This window comes from Rhizobium sp. AN5 (genome assembly GCF_900215255.1).
In the GTDB taxonomy this organism is placed as follows: Bacteria; Pseudomonadota; Alphaproteobacteria; order Rhizobiales; family Rhizobiaceae; genus Agrobacterium; species Agrobacterium tumefaciens.
Genome location: NZ_OCMJ01000004.1, coordinates 347,588 through 372,704, shown reverse-complemented (window position 1 = coordinate 372,704; position 25,117 = coordinate 347,588). Strand labels below are relative to the sequence as shown.

Sequence of the window (25,117 nt, the reverse complement as noted above, 5' to 3'; positions counted from 1 at the left end):
CGCACTTTAACTGCTTGTTTTTATGCATGTCGTTATCGCAAAACTGCTTAACACTCTTGCGCGACATGCATCAGATGTCGAACTGGTAGGACTTCGGCACGAAACGGTACCCCGTATCCAGCTTTTCCGCATAACCGACAGCCGGGAAAGGCATGTGATAGCCGAGGAACGGCAGCCGGTCCGTGGCGATCATGTCGTAGACCTTCTTGCGGGTTGCAGCTGCCGCCGTCTTGTCCATGTCGAACTTCACTTCCCAATCCGGCTTTTGCAGCGACAGGACGAAATGGTTGGCCGTATCAGCCGTCAGGATCAGCTGCTTGCCTTCCGATTCGACACGGAAGATCATGTGACCCGGCGAATGGCCAAACGCCGCAATGCCGGTGATGCCGGAAACGACGTCAGCGCCGTCGCCGATGAAGGTCGCCTTTTCCGCCAGCGGTTTGACGTTGGCGATGACGCCCTTCTGGCCGCCTTCGGCAGGCGTGCCAACCCGCTTCTCGTCCGTCCAGAAATCATATTCCGCCTGGCCGAAAACATAACGCGCCTTGGAGAAGGCCGGCGCGCCCTTTTCCATCAATCCGCCAATGTGGTCTCCGTGCATGTGGGTCAGAACCACCACGGTCACGTCCTCAGGAGAGTAACCGGCAGCCGCCATGCCTTCGATCAGACGGCCGTTACCGGCGCCGCGGCCGGACTCGCCGAAACCCGTGTCGAACAGCACGAGGTCCGTGCCGGTATTTACGAGAACCGGCGAGAAGGAATTGACGAATTGCTCCTTCGGCAGAAAATTGTCTTCCAGCAGCTTGCCGACGGTTTCCGCCGACTGATCGGTGCCGAAGGTCTCGCCCGGATTGGGCGCGGCGCGCGCGCCGTCCTTCACGACAAGCACTTCGAAATTACCAAGCTTGAAGCGATTGGTTTCAGGCGGCATGGCGTGTTTGATCTCCATGGAAGTTTGCGGCTGGTTCGCCTGCGCCGTTGCGGTGCGCGCCATCAAAAGCGGCGCGCCGAGAACGCTTGCTCCCGCCACACCGATAAGGCCGCGTCTGCTCATGCTCAAGGATTGAGTCATCATTTTTCTCCCGATTCTCGCCAATGTCACTTTGCCCAACGGACAATAGAGCGAGAAAGTTGCAAGAAAACCGGCCTCACGCAGGTTTGATCGGAACTTCAGAAATTGATAATTAACGTGTTGGCAAGTCGGCCCATCAGGCGTAGGAGGAACTGCGATACCATTGTCGCAGCGGAGAGCCGCAGGCAGCCTCATGAACCGCATCATTCCCCTGATCCTGGCAGTCGCTCTCTTCATGGAGCAGATGGACTCTACCGTCATCGCCACATCGCTTCCGGCCATTGCGGCCGATCTCCATGTGGGTCCGATCACGCTCAAGCTCGCCCTGACGGCCTATATGGTGTCGCTGGCGATCTTCATTCCCATCAGCGGCTGGATGGCCGACAAATACGGCGCGAAGAAAATCTTCCGTTTCGCCATCGGCGTCTTCGTCGTCGGTTCGATCTGCTGCGCGGTCTCGTCATCAGTATTCGAATTCGTCGTCTCGCGCTTCCTGCAAGGCATGGGCGGGGCGATGATGACGCCCGTCGGCCGCCTCGTCCTCCTACGGACGACGCAACGCAGCGAGCTGGTTTCCGCCATGGCGCTTTTGACGATACCGGCGCTTGTCGGGCCTCTGACCGGCCCGCCGATCGGCGGCTTCATCACCACCTATTTTTCATGGCACTGGATTTTCCTCATCAACGTGCCCATCGGCGTCATCGGCATCTGGCTGTCGACGATCTTCCTGCCTGAAATCGAGACCACCAATCCGCCACCGATGGACGGCAAGGGTTTCGTGTTATCCGGCCTTGCAGCATCGGGCGTGGTTTTCGGCGTGTCGGTCGTCAGCCTTCCGGCACTGCCGCCCGCCATCGGCATCGCCTCGACGGTCATCGGTTTCATCTGCGGCTTTCTTTATGTGCGCCACGCGGCAAACCACCCTGCCCCCATTCTGGATTTCCGCATTTTCCGCAACCCGACATTCCGGGCGGCCACCGTTGGCGGCACCGCCTTCCGCATTTCCACGGGCGCCATTCCCTTCCTGATGCCGTTGATGTTGCAGATCGGTTTCGGGCTCAACCCGTTTCAATCAGGCATGATCACCTTTGCCGGGGCAATCGGCGCGATCACCACGAAATTCATGGCCAAGCGGGTCTTTGCCGCAACGGGGTTCAGATCAACGCTGATCGGAGCCGGCATCGTCGGCGCCTTCACGACGCTCGCCAACAGCTTCTTCACGCCGGAAACGCCCTACCCGCTGATCATGATCTGCCTGGTCACGGCGGGCTTTGCCCGTTCCTTCTTCTTTACCGGATCCAACGCGCTCAGCTATTCCGATATAGACGACAGCCAGGCAAGTCAGGCGACTTCGATGGCATCCGTGCTGCAACAGATCAGCCTTGCGCTCGGCGTGGCTTTCGCAGCCGCCATCCTGGAAGTCAGCAGCATGTTGTCCGGCTCGCATCTGCAGCTTGCCGATTTCCACGTTGCCTTCACCATCGTGGCGCTGGTCTCGCTGTTTGCAATCGTGCCGATCATCCGCATGGACGCGCAAGCCGGCGCGGCCGTTTCCGGCCACCGCGGCAAGGTTTCGCAACCGGCAGAGTGATTAGTCTTCGTCCGCCTCATCGACGTGCATAACGGACTGCGTTGCGGCCGTCCGGCCCTTGAAATGCTTGGCGAGCAGGAACATTTCGACCGATTCCGAGCGCGAGGACGCCGGCTTGATATGCAGGACCTGCTTGAAGTTCTTCTTCAGCATGTCGAGCAACGCCTTTTCCGTGCCGCCCTGGAAGGTCTTGGCAAGGAAATGGCCACCTTCCGCCAGCACCTGAACCGCGAAATCGGCTGCGACTTCGCACAGATGCATGGTTCGGATGTGGTCCGTCTTCTGGTGGCCTGTGGTTGGTGCCGCCATGTCGGACAGTACCAGATCCGGCGTGCCGCCAACGGCCTCCATCAACTGGTCCGGTGCGGTCGGATCGAGGAAGTCGAGCTGCAGGATCTTCACGCCGGGGATGGGATCGATTTCGAGAAAATCGATAGCCGCGACGCGGATATCATCCTCAGTGGAATCCGTCACCTTCGAAGCGATCTGCGACCAGCTTCCGGGTGCCGCACCAAGGTCGATGATGCGGGTGGCACCCTTCAGGATCTGGTGCTTGTCGTTGATTTCCAGAAGCTTGAAGGCGGCGCGGGCGCGATAACCTTCCAGCTTGGCGCGCTGCACATAGGGGTCGTTGATATGACGTTCCAGCCAGCGGCGCGATGAGGCCTTGAGCTTGGTCTTCTTGACCTTCTGACCGATCTTTCGGCCGGTGCGATTGGTGCTTGTGGGCGCCTTGCTCATGTCAAACCTTCCGTTCTGTCCTGCCGTGCCATCTGCATGCGCCTTATCCGGTTACGCCGCCATGCGCCGTCATCCGCCATCATATCCGTCAACAGGCCTTCGCGCAGCCCGCGATCGGCCACACGCATGCGTCGCGCCGGCCAGCGACGGCGAATGGCCTCGAGGATGGCGCAGCCGGCCAGAACCAGATCGGCCCTGTCAGGACCGATGCAGGCATTGGCGGCGCGGCCGGCAAAATCCCATGCCAGAAGCTTGTCCTGCATCGCCGTCACCTCGGTATCGGAAAGCCAGAGGCCATCCACCTTGCGGCGATCGTAGCGCGGTAGATCGAGGTGAACGCCCGCAAGTGTCGTCACCGTACCCGAGGTTCCGATCAGGTGAAAATCCTCGTGATGCGCAAGCGGCGCCAGAGGCGGGCACTGGAAGGCATCCAGCAACCCCTCGACTTCCCGCACCATGGCGGCAAACACATCCGGCGTCACATCGCGGCCGCCATGGCGTTCCGAGAGGGTAACAACGCCGACCGGCAACGATGTCCAGTGGGTGATGTGGTTGGCGAGCCGGTTGGAACGGTTTTCGCCGACCTTGATGACCGCGATTTCCGACGATCCGCCGCCGATATCGAACAGCACCACCGAACGGGCTTCACGCCCGACGAGGGAGGCGCAACCCGAAACGGCGAGACGCGCTTCCGTCTCGCGGCTGATGATCTCAAGCTTGAGCCCGGTTTCCCGGGTAACCCGCTCCAGAAACTCCTCGCCATTGGTTGCTGCCCGGCAAGCTTCGGTGGCGATGAGGCGCATACGCCTGATCGGGCGTCCAGCAAGTTTCGAGGAGCAGACCTTGAGAGCCTCCACCGCGCGATCCATGGCATCGTCTGAAAGACGGCCGGTCGATACCAGCCCCTCGCCCAGCCGGACGATGCGCGAAAAGGCATCGACGACCCGGAACTGGCCGGGGCGTGTCGGCTGCGCGATCAGCAGTCGGCAATTATTGGTGCCGAGATCGAGCGCCGCATACATGTCCGTTGCGAATTCGGAACCATGCTCTTGATGGCGCGCGCCGTGACGGGCGGACATTTCGGATTGTTGCCGGTGCGGTTCCTGAGCCGCCCCATTGGCGCGCCCGTTCTGCTTGCCGATATGTCGGGGCGCATGGGAGGGAACCAGCGGGCGACCCTGCGGATCGCGGCTGCGCGGATCACGGTGAGCCCGCTTGCGGTTACGCGACTTGCGACCGCCAGCAGGCGGCACGGAGGATGGATTGGTGGCATCCGTTGCGATGACAGCCTCTGGCTGCTCACTGGCAGCAGGCGGCGTCTGATGGGAGGTGCCTTTGCCACGGGAACGCCGACGCCGCTTTCTTTTGCGCGGTTCGGCATCCGGCTCGAGAGCCGATACATAGGGGGAACCGGCCGGAACATCCGCGGCAACATCATGCGACAGCACAGCAACGTCACGGGGTTTACCGTCACGCCTGTTTTTCTTGCCACGACGGGATCGCTTCGCTTTCCCTTTGTTTGCCACCGACGCCCCTTGTTCCGACGGCTTTGGGCCGTTTCCGGGGTCGATCACTGTCTTGTCCATTTCGCCGCGCACAAGCGTAGACGCTATGCTGCTGGCTTTCATAAGGTTTCGTTGGGCGGACAATACCAGCGCAAGAGATTTTAGCCAAATGGTTTTTGGAAGCGAGAAAACCGCACAGTCGACGCGCGGCAAAGACATGCGTTTGCGATAACCCAAATCGGGCTCGAAATCGCTGCAATGATTTTCAGGAACTTTAGGAAATTGGAGATGGTACGGTTGGGGGGTCTCGAACCTCCGACCTCAGGTGCCACAAACCTGCGCTCTAACCAACTGAGCTACAACCGCACATCAAACGCCGAACCGGCGCCACGGGGGGTGACATAAAAGGTGTTTTCGCTATTTGCAAGTCCTTCAGCGAATTTTGCGAAAAAAGGCTTGGAAAGGCAAGCGGTTTTCATTGCGCCAGAGCTGGCAACCGTCGATAGCCGGGTATACCGCTTGTAATCTGGAACGGGGCCAGAACGGGTCTCGCCGGGCCTGTTCATGTTAACTCTATTTGGCGATTCATTCAGGCGGCGGTGGACCGCGCCGCCCTGTGAAGTTATTTAAAATTCTGTTAACGTGGTGCCTCAGCGGGTTTACGTTTCAGCTTCATGAGGAAGCCGAAAGCCTCGCAAGGTCCGGTAGTGCCAGAATAGGTTTCGACATGCCCGCCGTCCAGTATCCCTTTATCGATATCGCAGTGCATGAACGGGTGCGCGAAGGTTTCGGGCGCGGCGAGGCGATGGCTTTGTTCTCGCTCGATCTTCAGAGCGCGCTCTGGGCCAATGGGCGCGGTGCAGCGCTGTTCGGCACGCCGATGGTCTATGATTTTCTGGAACAGGGACCCAAACGGCAGGACGTGACCTTCCGGCAGCTGGCCGCGACGGCGGCGCGTCTTTCGAAGACGGGCGACAGCCTGCTATTTACCATTCGCATCAATGCCGGCTTCCGCAGCCTTGCCGTTACCGCCAAGGCGGAAATCATCGAGGCCGAACCGGGCCAGCCTGCTATTCTGTTTTCCGCCCTCACCGATCAGGCCGCACCCGACACGGCGGAATGCGCAAGGCGCATGATTGAAGGCTTTGACGATCCCGATATCCATATCGCTGTCATCAATGGCGATAACGAGGTCGTTGCCGCTTCGGCCAAGTTTGCGTCGCTCGGCATCACGCCGCATACGGCAAAGACGCTGGTTAGGATGGCCGCAGGTCAGACTGGCCACCTCGTCAAACGGCCCGTGCCGACCGGCAAGGGTTACATGCCCGCCGCCGCCGGCCAGATCACGACATCGCCAGAACTCAATCTGTTGTTCGTGGTCGAAACCGCGCTCGGGACACTCGATCCCGTTAACGGCTTTGCCGAAGACAAGCCGCAGGAAACCCCGGCCGCCGCCCAACCGGCTTTGCCGGTTGCCGAGACCGCGCCTGTTGCCGCAACGGCTGCCTCGTTCGATTCCGTGCTCGACGCCGTCGCCGGGATAGAAGATGTGGAGGACGTGCCGGAACTGCCTTCCGACGTCGAAGACGAAGTGACGGTGGAACAGGATGAGGAAGCCGTCCTGCCATTGCTTGCAGTAGAAGAAGAAACGGATGCCCCGGCGGATGTCCCGCTGGAGGATGCCGATACGGCTGCGAATGCGGCGATGACGGACGATATTGCCGATCTCTTCGAGCTGGATGCGGATGAGGCAGAGGTTCCGGCAACTGGCCAGGCTTCCAGCGAAGACCATACCGAACAGGCCCCGGACGTGGAGCGCGCAGAGGCGGAAGATGAGGTCGCTGAAACAATAGCGGCGCAGGCCGCTGTACCAGTTGAAGAGGATGTCCCGGCTGCCGTGGAACCGACCGACGAACCCCGGCCTTTTGTTTTCAACGCCGGCGCGCGTGCATCCCGTTTCGTCTGGAAAATCGATGCCGAGGGCCGCTTCAGCTCGATCTCGCACGAATTTGCGGAGGCTGTGGGCGCGAAGGCGGCAGCTGTCGAAGGCATGAGTTTTGCCGATGTGGCGGCACTGCTCAATCTCGATCCGGAAGGCAAGATTCGTGAGCTTCTTGGCCGCCGTGATACCTGGTCGGGCAAGACGATCTATTGGCCGGTCGAAGGCACGTCTCTCATGGTGCCGATCGATCTCGCCGCCCTGCCCACCTATACGCGCTCGCGCGAATTTGACGGTTTCCGTGGTTTCGGCATCGTGCGGCTGGCCGATGCCGCAGAGGATCCGCACGCCACCGGCCTCACCTTCCTGCACGGCGAAGACGCCCTTCAAACCGAGGTTTTGCCGCAGCCGGCTGCCGAGGATGAAGACGAGGGATTGCTGGCTTTTCTCGATGAGCTCGATGACGAAACCCCGGCCGCTGAAGATGCGCCAGCCGAGATTTCGGACGAAGAGCGGCCCCACGATTACAGCCCGCCGGAATTCGAAGTGCCGGCCTTGGCTGTCGTACCGACCCCGGAACCAGAACCAGAGCCGGAGCCAACCTACTCCGACAAGGTCGTCCATCTGGAAGAGCGCCGCTGGCGCTCCCGCGAGGGCCTGACCGCAGGCGAGCAGGCCGCCTTCCGCGAAATCGGCCGGACGCTGGCACCCGTAGACGCCGTTTCAGACGAAGACCCGAAGGCGGAAGAAGACGCTCCTTCTGCCGCGCCGGCTGCGCAGGATATCCATGACGACATAAACGCCGTAACACAGGTGGACCTGCCGCCCGTGCTGGAAGAAGACGTTAATGCCACAGAACCGGCTGAGGAAGACGATCTCTTCGCGGACTATGTTCGCGGCGAACGCCCTGCGGCCACGAACAAGCCTGCCGATGAAATCCAGATCGAAGAAAAGACAGTCGCCTTAACCGAAGTCGCACCGGCGGCCGATATCGCCGCTGCGATGGTTAGCCCACCGCTGCGCCCCGCCGATGCGCTGAGCGCCGAAACGCTGGACCAGATGCCCGTGGCACTGCTGGTGCATGCCGGTGACAGGCTGATCCATGCCAATCCGGATTTCCTGCGGCTGACGGGCTACGGCTCTCTCGATGAATTGGACGAGGTCGGCGGACTGGAAGCCCTGCTGCAACGGCAGGAGCTTGAGGATATGCCTGATAACGAAGGCGGCATGGTCGTCGTGAGCGCCGAAAATGACATCATTCCGGTCAAGGCACGGCTGCAATCCATCCGCTGGGAAGACACCAAGGCGCTGATGCTGTCGCTGGTTCCGCTGGAAGAAAAGCAGGCACCGGTTACGGCAGCCAACGAGAATACGTCAGCGGCCGAGACCGCGAATGCCGACGCAGGCAGCGTTTCCGTATTGCAGGGCGAAGTCGAGGAACTGCATTCCATTCTGGAAACGGCAACGGATGGTGTGGTGCTTTTGGGAGACGACGGCGAAATCCGTTCGCTCAATCGCTCCGCCAGTGCGCTGTTCAACTACGACAATGGCGAAATCGCCGGGAAACCCTTCGTCACCCTGTTTGCGCATGAGAGCCAGCGTGCGGTGCTGGACTATCTCTCCGGCCTTGCCAATAACGGTGTCGCCAGCGTGCTGAACGATGGCCGCGAGGTGATCGGCCGCGAGGCATCCGGCGGTTTTCTGCCGCTGTTCATGACGATCGGACGGCTCAAATCCTCGCACGGCTATTGCGTGGTCATCCGTGACATCACCCAGTGGAAGCGCACGGAAGAAGAGCTACGCAACGCCAAGCGCGCGGCGGAAACCGCCAATGCGCACAAGACCGATTTTCTTGCGCGTGTCAGCCACGAAATCCGCACGCCTCTCAACGCCATCATCGGCTTTGCGGACATGATGGCGACCGAGCGTTTCGGGCCGATCGGTCATCCGCGTTATGTGGAATATTCCAATGATATCGGACGTTCGGGTCGGCATGTGCTCGATATCGTCAATGACCTCCTCGATATCTCCAAGATCGAAGCCGGGCAGATGGATGTCGATTTCATAGCGGTTCCGCTGAACGAGACGGTGGCCGAGGCGGTCTCGCTGGTGCAACCGCAGGCCAACAATCAGCGCGTCATCATCCGCACGGCGCTTTCGCAATCCGTTCCACAGATCGTTGCCGACCTGCGCTCGATCAAGCAGATCGTGCTCAACATCCTGTCGAACGCCATCCGCTTCACGCCATCAGGCGGCCAGATCGTGGTTTCCACCGCCTATGAGGCCAATGGCAGCGTCGCGCTGCGTATCCGCGATACCGGCATCGGCATGACCCGGGCGGAGCTGGAACAGGCCATGAAGCCGTTCCGGCAGGTGGCATCATCAGGCAAGCGCGTGCGCGGCGATGGCACCGGGCTTGGCCTTCCCTTGACCAAGGCGATGGTGGACGCCAACCGGGCGAACTTCTCCATCACCTCGACACCGAACGAGGGAACGCTGGTGGAAATTACCTTTCCCTCGCAGCGGGTTCTTGCCAACTGAGGCCATGCGGGCGTAGCAATGCGGGAACCGCCGGCTAAACGGACAGCCGGTTGAGGCTTTCGCAGGACAGCAGGCTGGCATTTCCATGACGGTTTCCATTCCGGCAACAAGACGCGTTTCATTGTTGCCCATCACGGCGGTCATCGTCGCAGCCATCGCAGCCATGCCTGTTCTGGCGGTCTTCTGGCTGGCGCTGACCGGCAGCACGGAAGGATGGCAACATCTTCTAGCCAATGTTCTGCCGCGCGCCGGGTTTCGCACCTTCCTGCTGCTGGCGATGACGGCCGCAACGACGGCATTCTTCGGCATTGCCTGCGCCTGGCTCGTCACTACCTTCGAATTCCCGTTGCGGCGGGTATTGTCGGCGGCACTTGTCCTGCCGCTCGCCATTCCCTCCTATCTGGCAGCCTATGCTTTCGGCGAGTTCCTCGATTTCACCGGCCCGGTACAAAGCGCCCTTCGCGCCGCCTTCGGCTATCACAGCATCCGCGACTACTGGTTTCCGGACGTACGCTCGCTTGGCGGCGCCGTGGTGGTTCTGAGTTCGGTGCTTTACCCTTATGTGTATCTGTCGGCCCGCGCCGCCTTTTCCATGCAGGGACGGTTTGCGGCCGAAGCTGCGCGCACGCTTGGTGCGAAACCGCTTGGCGTATTCTTTTCCGTGCAATTGCCGATGGCGCGGCCGGCGATCGCCATCGGTCTTTCGCTGGTCCTGATGGAAACGCTGAACGATATTGGCGCCGTCGAATATCTCGGTGTCCAGACGCTGACTTTTACGATCTACGAGACCTGGCTCAATCGCGGCAATCTTGCCAATGCGACACAGATCGCCGCCGTCATTCTGCTCATCGTCGGCGCGTTGATCTTCATCGAACGCAATGCCCGCGAAAAACAGCGCTTTGCCGCTCCAAAAGCCACGACCATGGCGCAACGCCACCGGTTGAAAAGCCTTCGCGGCTGGCGGCGCTGGTCTGCAAGCCTCTTCTGCATCGTTCCCGTGGCGAGTGGTTTCCTCATTCCCGTCATCGTTCTTGGCGGTTACGCCGCAAAAAGGCTGGATGCGCTGTTTGCGCCGAAGCTGCTGAAAGCACTCGGTCACAGTCTCGAGGTCTCGCTTTCCGCCGCCTTCGTCACTCTGATTGCGGCTTTCGTGTTTTCCTATGCCATCCGCACCGAGCGCTCGCGCACGTCCAAGGTGGCCGCGCGACTTGGCTCCATGGGATATGGCGTGCCGGGAACGGTGCTCGCCATCGGCGTGCTCATTCCCCTGGCCGGCCTCGACAATCACGTCGACGGGTTTGTCCGCTCCCATTTCGGATTTTCGAGCGGCCTGCTGCTGTCAGGCACTGCCTTTGCCATCATCTACGCCCATTCGGTGCGCTTCATGACCATGGCGGAGGGAACGCTTGATGCCGGGTTCCAGAAGCTCTCGCCGCATATCGACATGGCCTCGCGAACGCTTGGGCGCAACCGGTTGCAGACACTGTTCAAGGTGCTGCTGCCGAATATGCGGCCTGCGGCGCTGACAGCCTTTCTTCTGGTACTGATCGAATCCATGAAGGAGTTGCCGGCGACGATCCTGCTGCGGCCCTTCGGCTTCAACACGCTCGCCACGCTGGTCTATGAAGACGCGTCCCGCTCAAGAGTGCAGGATGCCGCCGTTCCGGCGATCATCATCATTATTGCCGGGCTTATCCCCGTGCTTCTCGTGTCGAAATCGATGGATCATCCGGAAAACCGCTGAAGGCAACCCGCATGGCGGCAAAAAGAAAGGCGGCCTCTCGGCCGCCTGTATTAGTTGTGCTTTTTTAACGAGAGAAAGGGGGACAACCTCGCCATATGGAAATTATCAATCCCGGCTATCGAAAGTTTGACAGCCCTGCGTTGGGATTTACTTTCCGCCAACTCCTATTAACAAGCGGTTAAAACCAAAATCGATCAATTACCGACGATAATTCCTATTTTGAGACCGTAAAAGTCAAAAACTAAATTACAGGTTTCTAATTTTATCGACGCCTCAACAGTAACGCGTAGAAATCGGAGAGGAATATTCGATCAGTTGCGCGCGGCTGCGTGTTCGTCCTTCATTCGCTGGAGTTCCGTGCGTTTGGAGGCGATGGAAGCAACAATCACGCCGATTGTGACAAGCCCGATAAGGATCGTGCAGATGGCGTTGATCTCCGGTGTGACGCCAAGACGAACCTGCGAATAAATCTTGATTGGCAGCGTCGTCGCACCTGGACCAGTGGCGAAACTTGCGATCACGAGATCATCGAGCGACAGCGTAAACGCCAGCATCCAGCCGGCGATGACGGCCGGGAAGATCAGCGGCAGGGTAATTTTGAAGAAGGTCTTGACCGGCGGGCAACCGAGATCGAGCGCTGCTTCCTCGAGGCTGCGATCAAAGTTCAACAGGCGCGACTGCACGACGATCGCCACATAACACATGGTGAAGGTGGTGTGGGCGATGACCACCGTCCAGAAGCCGCGATCCACCCCAACGGCCACGAACAGCAGCAGCAGCGACAGACCGGTAATGACCTCCGGCATGACGAGCGGCGCATAGATCATGCCCGAAAACAGCACCCGTCCCGGAAAGCGCGCAAAGCGCGTCAGAGACAGCGCCGCCAGCGTTCCGAGGATGGTGCCGATGGTGGCGCTCAAAATACCAACACGAAGCGTCACCCAGGCTGCATCCATCAGCCCCTGGTTCGACCACATGGACTTGTACCATTGCAGCGAAAATCCGCCCCAGACAGTGACCAGCTTAGAGGCATTGAAGGAATAAACGATCAGGATGATGATCGGGATATAGAGAAAGGCAAAACCAAGGGTCAGGACGGTGATGTCGAATTTTCCGCGTTTCATGGCCTCACCCGACTTTCTTCTGCTGGTTCTGGAAGATGGCGATGGGCACCACCAGCAACAGTAGAAGCAGCACCGCAACGGCGGATGCCAGGGGCCAGTCGCGGTTGCCGAAGAATTCCGTCCAGAGCGTCTTGCCGATCATCAGCGTCTGCGCACCGCCAAGCAGATCGGGAATGACGAATTCGCCGGTTATCGGGATGAAACAGATCATCGACCCGGCCACCACGCCCGGCAGGGACAGCGGGAAGGTAATCTTCCAGAAGGCTTTCCAGGGCGGGCAACCCAGATCGGCCGCCGCTTCCAGAAGCGTATTGTCGAATTTTTCCAGCGCCGAATAAAGCGGCAGCACCATGAACGGCAGATAGGAATAGACGATGCCGATGAAGATCGCCGTCTCGGTGCGGAAGATATTGACCTGCTGGTCCGGCCCCAGAAAACCGAGCCATTGGAACAGCACCGTCAGCAGACCTTCGGGCTTCAAAATACCGATCCAGGCGTAAACGCGGATCAGGAACGAGGTCCAGAATGGCAGGATGACCAGCATCACCAGCGTCGGGCGGATGGATGACGGCGAACGCGCCATGGCAAGCGCCATGGGATAACCGATCAGCAACAACAGGAAGGTGGAGATGAATGCGATGCGCAGCGACGAGAGATAGGCGTCGATGTAGAGCGGGTCTTCCGTCAGAAACAGGTAGTTTTCGAAATCCAGCTGCGAGAAGAACGCGCCAAGCTTCGAAAACCCTTCGAAGACCGGCGTATAGGGCGGCATGGATATCGCCGTATCCGAAAGCGATATTTTGAAAATGATGAAAAAGGGCGCTGCGAAAAACAGCATCAGCCAGAAATAGGGAACCGCGACGACCAGCCATCGCCAGGGACTTTGCCGGTTTTCAGGAGTGGTGATCGCCATAAAAGCCTCCCTCAGTGCGTTAGCACAAGACCGGAATCCTGTTTCCAGTTCAACCACACCATATCGCCGAAGGTGATCGGGCGATCCACGAGACGCGAGACATTCGCCTGCGCTGCACGGATGACACGGCCATCGGCAAGCTTGACGATGAACACCGAGAAGTCACCGAGATAGCCGATATCCCAGACTTCGCCATAAGCGGAATTGACGGCGCTGTCGGTGGGTTGATCGAGCGAAATGCGGACCTTTTCCGGGCGGATGGCGAAAGCCACCCGGCTTCCGGTGACAGCGGCGCATTCCTGCTCCACGGCAACTGTCAGCCCGTCGCAATCGAGTGTCACCAGTCCCGGCTTGCCGATATCGGACGCGTTAGTGACGACATTGGCGTCGAAAATATTGATGTCGCCGATGAAATCCGCCACGTAACGGCTGTTCGGCGCCTCGTAGATCTCGGCAGGCGTTGCCACCTGCACCACAATGCCCTTGTCCATGACCGCGATCCGGTCCGACACCGTCATTGCCTCTTCCTGGTCATGGGTGACGATCAGGAAGGTGAGGCCGAGATTGGTCTGGATGTCCATCAGCTCGAATTGGGTTTCCTCGCGCAGCTTCTTGTCGAGTGCACCGAGCGGTTCATCCAGCAAAAGCACCTTCGGCCGCTTGGCAAGCGAGCGGGCAAGCGCCACGCGCTGCCGCTGGCCGCCCGAAAGCTGGCTCGGCTTGCGCTTGGCAAACTCGCTGAGCTTGACGAGCCGCAGCATTTCCTCGACCCGCGAGGATATTTCTGCCTTGGGCAGACCGTCCTGCTCCAGACCGAAGGCAATGTTCTTCTCCACCGACATATGCGGGAAAAGGGCGTAGGACTGAAACATCATATTGGTCGGGCGCTTGTAGGGCGGCACGCCAGAAATATCCTTGCCCTGGAGGAGAATACGCCCATTGGTCGGTTCCTCGAAACCGGCCAGCATGCGCATCAGCGTGGTCTTGCCGCAGCCGGAAGGACCGAGCAGCGAAAAGAACTCCCGCTCGTAAATATCGAGCGTCAGATTATCGACGGCGACGAAATCGCCAAACCGCTTGGTGACGTTTTCAAAACGGATGAAGGGAACCGCATCGGGATTGTCCCAAGGGCTAAATTTGCGTTTGACCGGCCCCAGAGTTTTCGCCATTCACCCTACCCTCAAATCCCGTTGATTTTGTAGATTTGAGCATCGGATTTCCCGAAAACCGCGTCACACTTTTCGGTCCGATGCCATGAGGCGGGCAGCGCCGGCAGGTTGCGTGACCTGCCGGCAAGGTATCAGAGAAACAGGCCCGCCGGCCGTTTCTCAACCAGCGCGCGGAGCTATCAGCTACCGGTCTTTATCTGCGTCCAGACGCGGTTCAAGACACGCTGTTCCTTCGGTCCGTAGGGCGAGATGGTGAAGAGCTTCTTCATCGTCTCGGCATTGGGGTAGACCGCCGGGTTCTTGGCAACCGACGGATCCATCAGCGCCTGCGAGGCAAGGTTGCCGTTCGCATACTGAACATAGTTGGACGCCTTGGCGATGACTTCCGGCCGCATCAGGTAGTTTATGAAGGTGTGAGCTTCCTCGACATTCTTGGCATCCGCCGGGATGGCAAGGTTGTCGAACCACATATAGGTGCCTTCCTTCGGGATGACGTAGTTCACTTCGACGCCGTTCTTGGCTTCTTCGGCACGCTTTTTGGCCTGAAGAATGTCACCCGACCAGCCGATCGTGATGCAGCTGTCGCCATTCGCCAGCTCGTCGATATAGGCGGAGGAGTTGAAGGTCTTCACAAAGGGACGGATCTTCGAATAGACGGCACCGCCCGCTTCCAGATCGGCCGTTTCCTTGCTGTCCGGGTTCTTGCCGAGGTAATTCATCGCGATGGCGAAGGTCTCGTCCGATGCATCGAGAATATTGATGCCACAGGATTTCAGCTTTTCGGCATTTTCCGGCTTGAAGAGAATATCCCAGCTGTCGACCGGAACATCACCGAGAGCCGCCTTCACCTTGGCGACGTTATAGCCGATGCCGGTGGTGCCCCACATGTAGTTCACGGCATACTCGTTGCCGGGGTCGTATTTCGCCAGACGCTCGGAGACATCCGGCCACATGTTCTTCAGATTCGGCAACTTGGACTTGTCGAGTTTCTGGAAAACACCGGCATTGATCTGGCGGGCGAGGAAGGGGCCGGTCGGCACCACCACGTCGTAGCCGGAGCTGCCGGCCAGAAGCTTCGTTTCCACGAGTTCGTTGCTGTCGAATACGTCGTAAACGACCTTGATGCCGGTTTCCTTGGTGAAATCGGTAAGGATCGATTCGTCGATATAATCCGACCAGTTAAAGACGTGAACGACCTTCTCCTGGGCCATTGCCGAGCCTGCAGCAACGAGCGCCGTCGTGAGAGCCAAAGTGAAACGGAGCGAACGGTTTTTCATGATTTCTCCTGTTAACGCATCCTCGTGACGGAAGCGTGATCCCCTTTTTTAGTGAGACTAGAAAGGAAAACAAAAGGGAGCAAGCGGGAAATGTGCAGCACAGCATTTTCAACCGAATGTGTTCCACCGGAAAAAAAGTGATGCGAAACCTCTACTGGAAGTCGAAAACACTAAGACCGGTCACCATTTCGTCCAGACCGAGCGGCCTCGTCAGCGGGGCTTCCGCCCGCGACAGACAGCCCTGCCTTTCACACAGCCGGCACGAGGGACCAATGGCAATGGTCGGCCCACCTGCGCCGGCAGCCCCATAAACCGTCTCCCCGGCCTGGGCGAGTTCGCAGCCCAGAAGCACGGCCGTTCGCCGCACCCTTTCGCCGAAACCGGCCTGCGGGCCTTCAAGCGTGCGCGACACCGTCAGGAAGGCGTCACCGTCAGGCATCTCCACCGGCTCCACCAGCACCTGCCCCGGCTGGGCAAAAGCTGCGTGGATATTAAGACGCGGACAGAGGCCACCAAACCGTGCCCTCGGGAACCCACCAGCGCCCGCAAGACGGAAACGGTTGCCGGCATTGTCAATCTCCATCAAAAAGAACGGGATTGCCGCAGCCGTCGGCCTTTGCAGGCTGACGAGCCTGTTGGCGGCCTGCTCGAACGACACATTGAAGCGCGACCGCAGGACATCGAGATCGTATTTCGCGCGCTGGGCGGCACTCAAAAACACGCCATAGGGCATCATCAGGGCATGGGCGGCATAACGCGCCAGCTCGAAGCGGGCGATGCGCCGTGCCTCTTCCCCCTTCAGGCCAAGCGTCTCCAGCTCAGCGCCAATCTCCTCGCGAAGCGCCAGAAGACAGGTTTCCATCGCCATTTCCCTGAGCTGATCCGGCTGCGACAGGCGCTCGGACAAAAACAGCCGCATGGAATGGCGGTCATAACGCCGCCGCAGATTGGGCATGGCATGGACCGGCAGGGTTCTGACCACGATACCGTGGTTTTTCTGAAGCCATGCGCGAAGGCCCGCGGCGAGATCTTCGCCCCCCAACAATTGCTTGTGGAGCTCTTCTGCCGCCGCATCGATGGAATGGACATAGGCCGGCCGGTTTTCAAAGACGTGCCGCACTTCGTCGATCGGCAGGCGGGTGGAGGAAAGCGCCGTCTCATGTCCCTCGCGCGCCAGAAGATCCGAGAGGTCGGAAAGGCGCTGCGCCTGTTCCCGATACGCCCTGTACAGCTTGACGACGCCACTTGCCGCATTGGGCGCGGCATCTGCCACCTCGATCAGCTCCTGCGGCGACGGCACCTCGCCCACCAAGAGCGGATCGGCGAAGACCTCGCGCAATTGCCCGGCGGAACCGGCACTCTCGCCTTGCATGTCGTCCAGATCCACCTTGTAGACTGAAGCAAGCTTCAAGAGCAGTTGCACGGTCAGCGGCCGCTGATTGCGCTCGATGAGATTGAGATAGGAAGGCGAAATCGCCAGCGCCTCGGCCATGGCCGTTTGCGTCAGCGCCAGACCGTTGCGAATACGACGCACGCGCGGGCCAGCAAAAATCTTGTTTTCCGACAAAGCCTCAACCTCTCATCGAAAGACTCATACAAGCCTGTTACAAAATCGCCGGGCATGAGGCTTTTACAAAATTTACAATTTTACAGCTCCACCCTGTCATGCACACTACAGGATAACCTCTTTCAAGTCACTGTTTTTATGTTTATTCTGGCGCTCTAACTCTCGAAAATGTAAATGTAGTCACATCGAACGGCGCTTCACACAGTTGAAGACAGCACATTTCTAAAACCGCATTTGTCATGGGAGAGAGAAGTATGACGGATTTTTACAAACTTGTTCCGGGCGCACCGCAGGGACGCTTCGACGGCATTGAGCGCACTTATACCGCCGCCGACGTGGAGCGGCTGCGCGGCTCCGTCGAAATCCGCCATTCACTGGCCGAGATGGGTGCCAACCGGCTGTGGAAGCTGATCAACGAAGAGAATTTCATCAATGCGCTCGGCGCGCTTTCCGGCAACCAGGCCATGCAGATGGTTCGCGCCGGGCTGAAGGCGATCTATCTTTCCGGCTGGCAGGTTGCGGCAGATGCCAACACGGCCTCCGCCATGTATCCGGACCAATCGCTCTACCCCGCCAATGCGGCGCCAGAGCTTGCAAAGCGCATCAACCGCACCTTGCAACGGGCAGACCAGATCGAGACGGCAGAGGGCAAGGGCCTTTCGGTCGACACATGGTTCGCGCCGATCGTTGCCGATGCGGAAGCCGGTTTCGGCGGACCGCTCAACGCCTTCGAGATCATGAAGGCATTCATCGAGGCGGGTGCAGCCGGTGTTCACTATGAAGACCAGCTGGCATCTGAAAAGAAGTGCGGCCATCTCGGCGGCAAGGTTCTGATCCCCACGGCGGCGCATATTCGCAACCTGACGGCGGCACGACTTGCAGCCGACGTCATGGGCGTGCCGACGCTGGTCATCGCCCGCACCGATGCGGAGGCAGCCAAGCTTTTGACCTCTGACATTGACGAGCGCGACCAGCCCTTCGTTGATTACGATGCCGGCCGCACCGTCGAGGGTTTTTATCAGGTGAAGAACGGTCTTGAACCCTGCATCGCCCGTGCAGTGGCCTATGCGCCCTATTGCGATCTGATCTGGTGCGAGACCTCCAAGCCAGATCTCGAGCAGGCGCGCAGGTTTGCCGAGGGCGTGCACAAGGTGCATCCCGGCAAGAAGCTTGCTTACAATTGCTCGCCGTCGTTCAACTGGAAAAAGCACCTCGACGACGCGACGATTGCCAAGTTCCAGCGCGAACTCGGGGCAATGGGCTACAAGTTCCAGTTCATCACGCTGGCCGGCTTCCACCAGCTGAATTACGGCATGTTCGAACTGGCACGCGGCTACAAGGACCGGCAGATGGCGGCCTATTCCGAGCTTCAGGAAGCGGAATTCGCGGCCGAAGTTAACGGCTACACCGCCACCAAACACCAGCGCGAGGTCGGCACCGGCTACTTCGACGCCGTGTCGCTGACAATCTCGGGCGGCACGTCTTCGACCACCGCCATGAAGGAATCCACCGAGCACGACCAGTTCCGCCCGGCGGCGGAATAAACCGTAAAACTCCCCTTCCCTTGAACGGGAAGGGCTTGCAAATCGCATCAAGAACCCCAACCAATAAAGAGAGGAGAAATGCCATGAATGCCCATAACCCCATCAAGACCCACGTCAAGGAACGCGCCGAGGAACAGTCCTCCGCCATGACGCAGGATCAACAGGTCGCCATCCGCATGCTGGCCAACGATCTGCACCGCCTCAACCAGGCCGTCATGAAGGCAGTCGAGGCCGGTGTTTCCGTTGAACTCGTCCGCTCAGCCCGCCATCACGGCGGGGGCGGCAACTGGGGCGATCTTCTGATCCCGGTCATCGTCGCGCAGGGAAGTGCTGCTGCGTGACACCGCTCATGCCGGACGGCTTTTTCGCCCGGCGTACAAATCGGAATGCCCCTTGATCAGCCTCGTCATCCGGTCCGCCACCGTCCGTATATCGCGGCGGTGGCGATCGTCATTGTTCATGACGATCCACTGATTGTGACGAAGCGCTTCGATTTCGTCATCCTCACGCATCAGCCGCGCATCGGCATCGCCTACGAAACATGGCAGCACGGCAACCCCTGCTCCGGCCAGCGTGAGATCGAGCAGTGCCGTCGGCCTGTTGACGGTCACCACGATATTGTCCCGCCGGTTTTCATGCGGCCAGCGCAGGTAGGCGGAAATGGCGTTTTCTTCCGCCACCGCCAACCACCGGTCTGAAACGGAGCTGGCGGCGTTGCGCAACCTGTAGGGCGCATGGGCCACCTCCCCCGTCTTGACGGCAGCGAGGTTGCGTTCCTCGGGCTCGAAAGCGCGAATGCCAATGTCGTTTTCACGGTGCGCCAAAGACGCCCTCTGTTCGGCAATGAAAAGGTCGATGCGGAAATCATCGCGATCCGTGCAGATGGCGGAGAAATTTACTGCCAGCAGCCAGGCATTCCAGGTGCCGACAGCAATGCGCACGACGGAAGAGGCCGACGACGCCTTTTGCCATCCCTCGATATCCTTTGCCGCGTTTTCCATCGCCTGAAGACGGTCAAACAGCGCGCGGCCATCCGGTGTCAGCGCGTATCCCGTCTGGCTGCGCTGGAACAGCGCCTTGCCGATACGCTCCTCCAGTTCGACCATGCGTCGCCCGATAGTCGCAGGGCTCAAACCCGTCAGCGCCGCAGCGCCCGTCAGGCCGCCGCTGCGTGACACATCGAGGAAAAGTTGGTATGAATCCCAAGTGACGTTTTTCATTGGTGAAAAACGTAGCGCATTTTCTTGCGCAGATAAAACAAAAAACGGCGCGCATCATGGCCCTCCGCAACATGGAGAGCGACATGCACGTATTTTATTCAGCATTGGCCATCATCGAAAACCAGACGCCGCGCACGCGGCGGGAAGCCATCCGGCAAGAAGAGAAATTCTATGCCGATATGGCTGAGGCATCCTGGCCGGGGCGGCTTTTTACCGCGATTGCTGCAAGGGCGAAAGCGAAGAGCCTGACCTTAGTAAAAAAGGGCGATCAGGGCAGCCACGGCACCGGCTGCGATTGCAGTCAGGCGAAAGGCCAACTGCCTGCTCTCGCTTTCGGCGCGGGCGATGGCAATGGCGCGAGGGCGGCGATGTGCGGATCTGTTCATGCGCGGGCTCCTGACGAAAAACTCAACCGACCCATGCCCTGTTAAGAGCCTCCAGCATGACATCATGTACAGCGGAACCACAACGCGATCCGGCTTTGCTGGCATTCTGTCAAGATGACTCCGTGCCTATTAACAGATTATTAAAAGAGCGAGCACGTACTGTAACTCAGGCAACGAAAGTGAGTTTGGCGAAGGCGTATATCCGCACCCCGTCACCCGGACCAGATCCGGGGTCCAGCGGACGCACGTCCGTGCGGCGAGATGTCCTTTTTAGCCAAGGGACTTGGGCTGGCTGGATAGCGGATCAGGGCCGGTATGACGGCGGAGAGAAGCGAGAATGCTCTGACAATCGGCGGCAGTCTCACGCAAACTCCCCTGCCGCCTGGCCGGAGGCCCAGGCCCACTGGAAATTATAACCGCCAAGCCAGCCGGTCACGTCAACACATTCGCCGATGAAATAGAGGCCCGACACGGTTTTCGCTGCCATGCTGCGGGAATCGAGGCCGGTCGTATCCACGCCGCCAAGCGTGACTTCCGCCGTGCGATATCCCTCGGAACCGGCAGGCTTGATGTGCCAGTCCTGCACCTCATTTGCCAACGTCGCCAGAGCTTTATCGGACATATCGGCAAGATTGCCGGTGAGGCCGGATTTTTCGACAACATGTTGGGCGAGCCGTTTCGGCAGGATTTCCGCAAGAGCGGTCTGGGCCGACTGGCGGCCGTTCTTCTGTTTCGCCTGCCGGAGCAAGCCAACGATATCGCGCGCCGGCTCCAGTTTCAGGCGGATCGTGTCGCCCTCCCGCCAATAGGAGGAGATTTGCAGGATTGAGGGGCCGCTTAGGCCCCGATGGGTAAACAGCAGTGCTTCGTTGAACGCCGTTTTGCCGTGGGAAATTTCGGCTGGCACGGCAACACCGGCAAGGGGGCTCAGCCTTTCCAGCGCCGCAGGATCAAGCGTCAGCGGCACGAGGCCAGGGCGCGTCTCGATGAGCGACAGGCCGAACTGCTCGGCAATCTGGTAGGCAAAACCCGTCGCACCCATTTTCGGGATCGACTTGCCGCCCGTTGCGACCACAAGGCTTTCCGCCTCGATGACGCCGCCGGAGGTCGTCACCCGAAACCGCCCACCATCATGGGCGACATCAGAGACGGCAGTTTCGAGCCTCAACTTCACCTTTGCAGCCTGCATTTCGCCGAGCAGCATGCGGATGATGTCCTTGGCGCTATCGTCGCAGAACAACTGCCCAAGCGTCTTTTCATGCCAGGCGATACGATGTTTTTCGACCAGAGCGATGAAATCACGCGGCGTGTAACGGGCAAGTGCGGATTTGGCGAAATGCGGGTTGGCGGAGAGATAGTTCTTCGGCCCGGCGTGGATGTTGGTGAAATTGCAGCGTCCGCCGCCGGAGATACGGATTTTCTCGCCCGGCGTCTTGGCGTGGTCGAGGAGGATGACGGAGCGGCCGCGCTGGCCGGCGCGGATGGCGCACATCATGCCGGCAGCCCCCGCCCCCAAAATCAGCACGTCACATTTGTCTGCCATAGTTGTTTTCCGTTTGCTTCTCCCTTTCCTCTTTTCGAAGTGTCGCCCGTTGTCAATGGCGCTTTCCCCCTCGCCAATTGCCAAACTCCGGTTATGATGGCGCCAGTCGAAACACAGACCCGGTGATACATGCCCCCGAAGAAAACCATGCTCCGCCCGAAGAAGCAGGCAACCATGGCAAAGAAACCTCCCCTCGACCTTTCCTCTACCCGTGGCGTTTCCTCCTGGCGCGAAGCCTCGCAATGGTTGAGGGCGCGCGGTATCGAGGATATTGAATGCATAACACCCGATCTTGCCGGGGTTGCGCGTGGCAAGATGATGCCGACGGCGAAATTTACGGGCGACACCTCGCTTGCCCTGCCCTCCGCGCTCTATCGCCACACGATCTCGGGCGAATATCCGGATGAGACGGCAAACTTCCGCTATGAGCCGCGCGACAGCGACCTGAAGCTGGTGCCTGATCTTTCCACGCTGTCCGTGGTGCCATGGGAAAGCGACCCGACCGCGCAGGTGATCTGCGATGTCGTGGATGCCGAGGGTAATTTCGTTCCCTATACGCCGCGCAACGTGCTGAAAAACGTGCTTTCGCTTTACACGGAAAAAGGCTGGAAGCCGGTCGTCGCGCCGGAAATCGAATTCTACCTGGTCGCCATGAATGACGACCCCGATTATCCGCTGCATCCGCCGAAGGGCCGCTCCGGACGCTCCATCGTCGGTGGGCAGAGCTATTCCATCGCCGGCATCAACGAGTTCGACGAACTGATCGACGATATCTATCACTTCTCCGAAAAACAGGGCCTCGAGATCGACACGCTGATCCACGAGGAAGGCCCGGCCCAGCTGGAAATCAACCTGCGCCATGGCGATCCGATCGAACTTGCCGACCAGGTGTTCCTGTTCAAGCGCACGATCCGTGAGGCAGCATTGAAGCATGGCATCTACGCCACCTTCATGGCCAAGCCCATGCAGGGTCAGCCGGGTTCGGCCATGCATATCCATCAGTCGGTGGTGGAGATCGACAGCGGCCGCAATATCTTCTCCAACAAGGACGGTGGCCCTTCCAAGGAGTTCTTCGCCTTCGTCGGCGGCATGCAGCGTTATGTTCCGAACGCGCTGGTGATGCTTGCTCCTTACGTGAATTCCTATCGCCGCCTGACGCCTGACATGGCTTGCCCGGTCAACAATGCCTGGGGTTACGACAATCGCACGACGGCTTTCCGCGTGCCGATTTCCAGCCCGCAGGCAAGGCGTGTCGAAAACCGCCTGCCGAGTTCGGATGCCAATCCCTATCTCGCGCTTGCCGCCTCGCTTGCCTGCGGCTGGCTCGGCATCGTCAACAATATCGAGCCGACCGAACCGACCGCCGATACGGCCAATGAAGGCTCCATCGACCTGCCGCGCGGACTGCTGGAAGCCGTGGCGCTGCTGGAAGGCGAAGAACAGTTCGAGCGGGTGTTCGGCCATGAATTCGTCGGCCTTTATGCGGGCCTGAAGCGCGGGGAATTCGAGACATTCATGCAGGTCATCAGCCCCTGGGAGCGGGAATTCCTGCTTCTCAACGTGTGAGGTCTGAAGCATGACGTGGCAAAGCCCGATAGCGCCGGGGATTTCCTGGTATCAGGCAAGCGCCCAGGAGCGGCCGGAATATCCGGCGCTCGACGGGTCGAAAGCAGTGGACGTCGCGATCGTCGGCGGCGGCTATACCGGGCTTCAGGCCGCCTTTAATCTTGCCGCCAACGGTGTCTCCGTCGCCTTGATCGAGGCGCATCGTTTCGGCGACGGCGCGTCCGGCCGCAACGGCGGGCAATTCGGCACCGGGCAGCGCTCGTTTCCCGACGAGATGGAAGACGAGATCGGCTTCGAGCAGTCAAAGGTACTGTTCGATATCGCCGAGGATGCCAAGCATTACGTCCTCAACTTCGCCCGCGATCACGGCATCGACATGGAATATCTGCCCGGGCAGCTCTATGTGGCGCACAAGGCTGCTTACGAAGACGATTACCGCAAAAGCGTCGATGCGATGAACAATCGCTACGGCTATCCGCATATTTCCTACATGGAGCGGGCGGACGCACGCAGACGTGTCGGCTCCAGCCATTATTTCAGCGGCACACGCGATACCGGCACCGGCCATATCCATCCGCTGAAGCTGCTGGTCGGACTTGCGAAAGCCGCAAAAGAGGCGGGCGCCGGCATCCATGAAATGACGCCCGCCAAATCCATACGCCAGGCGGGCGGCAAGACCATCATCGAAACGCCCTCCGGCACGCTGACTGCAACGCGGGTGCTGATTGCGACCAATGCTTATATCGGCAATCTGGAACCGGTGACAGCGGCCCATATCATGCCCATCCGCTCCTTCATCGGCGCGACCGCACCGCTTGACGCTTATCCCGACATCATTCCCGGCAAGGAAGCCGTGGCCGATTCCCGTTTCGTGGTGCGCTATTTCCGCAAGACGGCCGACAACCGGCTGCTGTTCGGCGGACGCGAGGCCTATACGGCCGATACGCCGCGCGACATTTCCAGCCATATTCGCCGGCAGATCGCGGAAATCTATCCCGAACTCGGAAATGTCGAAATCACCCATTCTTGGGGTGGCTCCGTTGGCATCACCCTGCCACGGCGGGTGTTCGTGCGGGAAGTCATGCCGGGGATCACCTCCATCGGCGGTTATTCCGGCCATGGGGTGATGCTTTCGAACTATTGCGGCAAGCTCTATGCCGATCTCGTTCTCGGCAGACAGGATATGCTTGCGCCATTCGCGCGTTTGAAGGTTCCGTCCTTCCCCGGCGGTGCGTCGCTGCGGGCACCGCTGCTTTTCCTGGCGCTCTCATGGTACGCATTGCGAGACAGGTTTTAGGAAATCCGCCCACATCTGGAGATCTGATGGAAAGACCTAGCGACAGGCTTGTAACGATTGCGACCGGTTACGGGATGGCGGAAACCGCCGTAACGAGTTCGTTTCTGCGCGCCTATGGCATCCACACCACCGTGCCCTCTGCCCATATCGTTTCCGTGAACTGGCATTTGACGGTCGCTTTCGGAGGCATGGAAATCCGGGTGCCGGAGTGGCAGCGGCATGAGGCAAGATTGCTGCTGGACAGCATAGATGCCTCGCACAAGGTCGATGAGCCATCACCGCGATCATGGATGGGGAAAATCGCAGCAATCGTCGTTTTTTTCTTTTTTTCCGTTCCGCCGCCGGCAAAAGGCTTGTTCAAGAACCCTGCTTTCTAGC

Annotated in this window: 19 protein-coding genes and 1 tRNA gene; 9 read left to right on the top strand and 11 right to left on the bottom strand. The window is 59.5% G+C overall.

Going from position 1 to position 25,117, the window contains the following annotated elements:
* Positions 1-70: 70 nt before the first annotated feature.
* Positions 71-1,072, bottom strand: a complete 1,002-nt coding sequence (locus CRP02_RS14095; RefSeq protein ID WP_179784149.1) for an MBL fold metallo-hydrolase — start codon at positions 1,070-1,072, stop codon at positions 71-73.
* A gap of 193 nt (positions 1,073-1,265) precedes the next feature.
* On the opposite strand from CRP02_RS14095, the gene CRP02_RS14090 reads away from it, so the two are divergent.
* Positions 1,266-2,663 (top strand): MDR family MFS transporter, encoded by a 1,398-nt coding sequence (locus CRP02_RS14090; protein ID WP_003515163.1) that lies wholly within the window; start codon positions 1,266-1,268, stop codon positions 2,661-2,663.
* Here CRP02_RS14090 and CRP02_RS14085 read toward each other — a convergent pair whose 3' ends face one another.
* The 3 genes from CRP02_RS14085 to CRP02_RS14075 form a co-directional block, all read right to left on the bottom strand.
* Entirely contained in the window at positions 2,664-3,404 is a 741-nt protein-coding gene (locus CRP02_RS14085; RefSeq protein ID WP_097101564.1) for an RlmE family RNA methyltransferase, read from the bottom strand.
* Positions 3,401-5,032 carry a Ppx/GppA phosphatase family protein gene (locus tag CRP02_RS14080; protein ID WP_179784023.1) on the bottom strand — a complete coding sequence of 544 codons (1,632 nt, stop codon included), beginning with the start codon at positions 5,030-5,032 and terminating at the stop codon, positions 3,401-3,403. The genes CRP02_RS14085 and CRP02_RS14080 overlap by 4 nt, the downstream gene beginning before the upstream one ends.
* 166 nt (positions 5,033-5,198) lie before the next feature.
* Positions 5,199-5,275, bottom strand: a tRNA-His gene (locus CRP02_RS14075).
* Between the two features lie 361 nt (positions 5,276-5,636).
* Here CRP02_RS14075 and CRP02_RS14065 point away from each other — a divergent pair.
* Both CRP02_RS14065 and CRP02_RS14060 read left to right on the top strand, forming a co-directional pair.
* Positions 5,637-9,389 (top strand): PAS domain-containing sensor histidine kinase, encoded by a 3,753-nt coding sequence (locus CRP02_RS14065; RefSeq protein ID WP_097171520.1) that lies wholly within the window; start codon positions 5,637-5,639, stop codon positions 9,387-9,389.
* Between the two features lie 85 nt (positions 9,390-9,474).
* On the top strand, positions 9,475-11,133 hold the full coding sequence (locus tag CRP02_RS14060) for an ABC transporter permease (RefSeq protein ID WP_323455367.1): 1,659 nt from the start codon (positions 9,475-9,477) through the stop codon (positions 11,131-11,133).
* 311 nt (positions 11,134-11,444) lie between these two features.
* On the opposite strand, the gene CRP02_RS14055 is transcribed toward CRP02_RS14060, so the two are convergent.
* The 5 genes from CRP02_RS14055 to CRP02_RS14035 all read right to left on the bottom strand — a co-directional run bounded on the left by CRP02_RS14055 (position 11,445) and on the right by CRP02_RS14035 (position 17,183).
* Complete coding sequence (locus CRP02_RS14055; protein ID WP_097171519.1) at positions 11,445-12,257, bottom strand: ABC transporter permease; 813 nt, start codon at positions 12,255-12,257, stop codon at positions 11,445-11,447.
* Positions 12,258-12,261: 4 nt separating this feature from the next.
* Entirely contained in the window at positions 12,262-13,170 is a 909-nt protein-coding gene (locus CRP02_RS14050) for an ABC transporter permease subunit (protein WP_003515156.1), read from the bottom strand.
* Positions 13,171-13,181: 11 nt separating this feature from the next.
* Entirely contained in the window at positions 13,182-14,339 is a 1,158-nt protein-coding gene (locus CRP02_RS14045; protein WP_013635505.1) for an ABC transporter ATP-binding protein, read from the bottom strand.
* Positions 14,340-14,518: 179 nt separating this feature from the next.
* Positions 14,519-15,616: a polyamine ABC transporter substrate-binding protein gene (locus CRP02_RS14040; RefSeq protein WP_003515154.1), complete on the bottom strand. Its 1,098-nt coding sequence runs from the start codon at positions 15,614-15,616 to the stop codon at positions 14,519-14,521.
* 151 nt (positions 15,617-15,767) lie between these two features.
* Entirely contained in the window at positions 15,768-17,183 is a 1,416-nt protein-coding gene (locus CRP02_RS14035; RefSeq protein ID WP_097171518.1) for a helix-turn-helix domain-containing protein, read from the bottom strand.
* A 254-nt stretch (positions 17,184-17,437) separates the two neighbouring features.
* Between CRP02_RS14035 and aceA the strand changes: the two genes are divergently transcribed.
* A complete protein-coding gene (gene aceA / locus CRP02_RS14030) occupies positions 17,438-18,727 on the top strand; it encodes an isocitrate lyase (RefSeq protein WP_097171517.1) in 1,290 nt (429 codons plus the stop codon).
* An 83-nt stretch (positions 18,728-18,810) separates the two neighbouring features.
* On the top strand, positions 18,811-19,068 hold the full coding sequence (locus CRP02_RS14025) for a hypothetical protein (protein WP_003515151.1): 258 nt from the start codon (positions 18,811-18,813) through the stop codon (positions 19,066-19,068).
* Between the two features lie 6 nt (positions 19,069-19,074).
* Here CRP02_RS14025 and CRP02_RS14020 read toward each other — a convergent pair whose 3' ends face one another.
* On the bottom strand, positions 19,075-19,947 hold the full coding sequence (locus tag CRP02_RS14020; protein WP_097171516.1) for a LysR family transcriptional regulator: 873 nt from the start codon (positions 19,945-19,947) through the stop codon (positions 19,075-19,077).
* 83 nt (positions 19,948-20,030) lie between these two features.
* On the opposite strand from CRP02_RS14020, the gene CRP02_RS14015 reads away from it, so the two are divergent.
* Positions 20,031-20,378 carry a hypothetical protein gene (locus tag CRP02_RS14015; protein ID WP_179784022.1) on the top strand — a complete coding sequence of 116 codons (348 nt, stop codon included), beginning with the start codon at positions 20,031-20,033 and terminating at the stop codon, positions 20,376-20,378.
* 316 nt (positions 20,379-20,694) lie between these two features.
* On the opposite strand, the gene CRP02_RS14010 is transcribed toward CRP02_RS14015, so the two are convergent.
* On the bottom strand, positions 20,695-21,876 hold the full coding sequence (locus CRP02_RS14010) for an NAD(P)/FAD-dependent oxidoreductase (protein WP_097171514.1): 1,182 nt from the start codon (positions 21,874-21,876) through the stop codon (positions 20,695-20,697).
* A gap of 129 nt (positions 21,877-22,005) precedes the next feature.
* Here CRP02_RS14010 and CRP02_RS14005 point away from each other — a divergent pair, with 129 nt between their 5' ends.
* The 3 genes from CRP02_RS14005 to CRP02_RS13995 are packed head-to-tail and all read left to right on the top strand — an operon-like array spanning position 22,006 to position 25,116.
* Positions 22,006-23,442, top strand: a complete 1,437-nt coding sequence (locus CRP02_RS14005) for a glutamine synthetase family protein (RefSeq protein WP_013635499.1) — start codon at positions 22,006-22,008, stop codon at positions 23,440-23,442.
* A gap of 10 nt (positions 23,443-23,452) precedes the next feature.
* Positions 23,453-24,739, top strand: a complete 1,287-nt coding sequence (locus CRP02_RS14000; protein ID WP_097171513.1) for an NAD(P)/FAD-dependent oxidoreductase — start codon at positions 23,453-23,455, stop codon at positions 24,737-24,739.
* Between the two features lie 26 nt (positions 24,740-24,765).
* Positions 24,766-25,116, top strand: coding sequence for a hypothetical protein (locus CRP02_RS13995; RefSeq protein WP_097171512.1), 351 nt, complete (start codon positions 24,766-24,768; stop codon positions 25,114-25,116).
* Position 25,117: the final 1 nt, after the last annotated feature.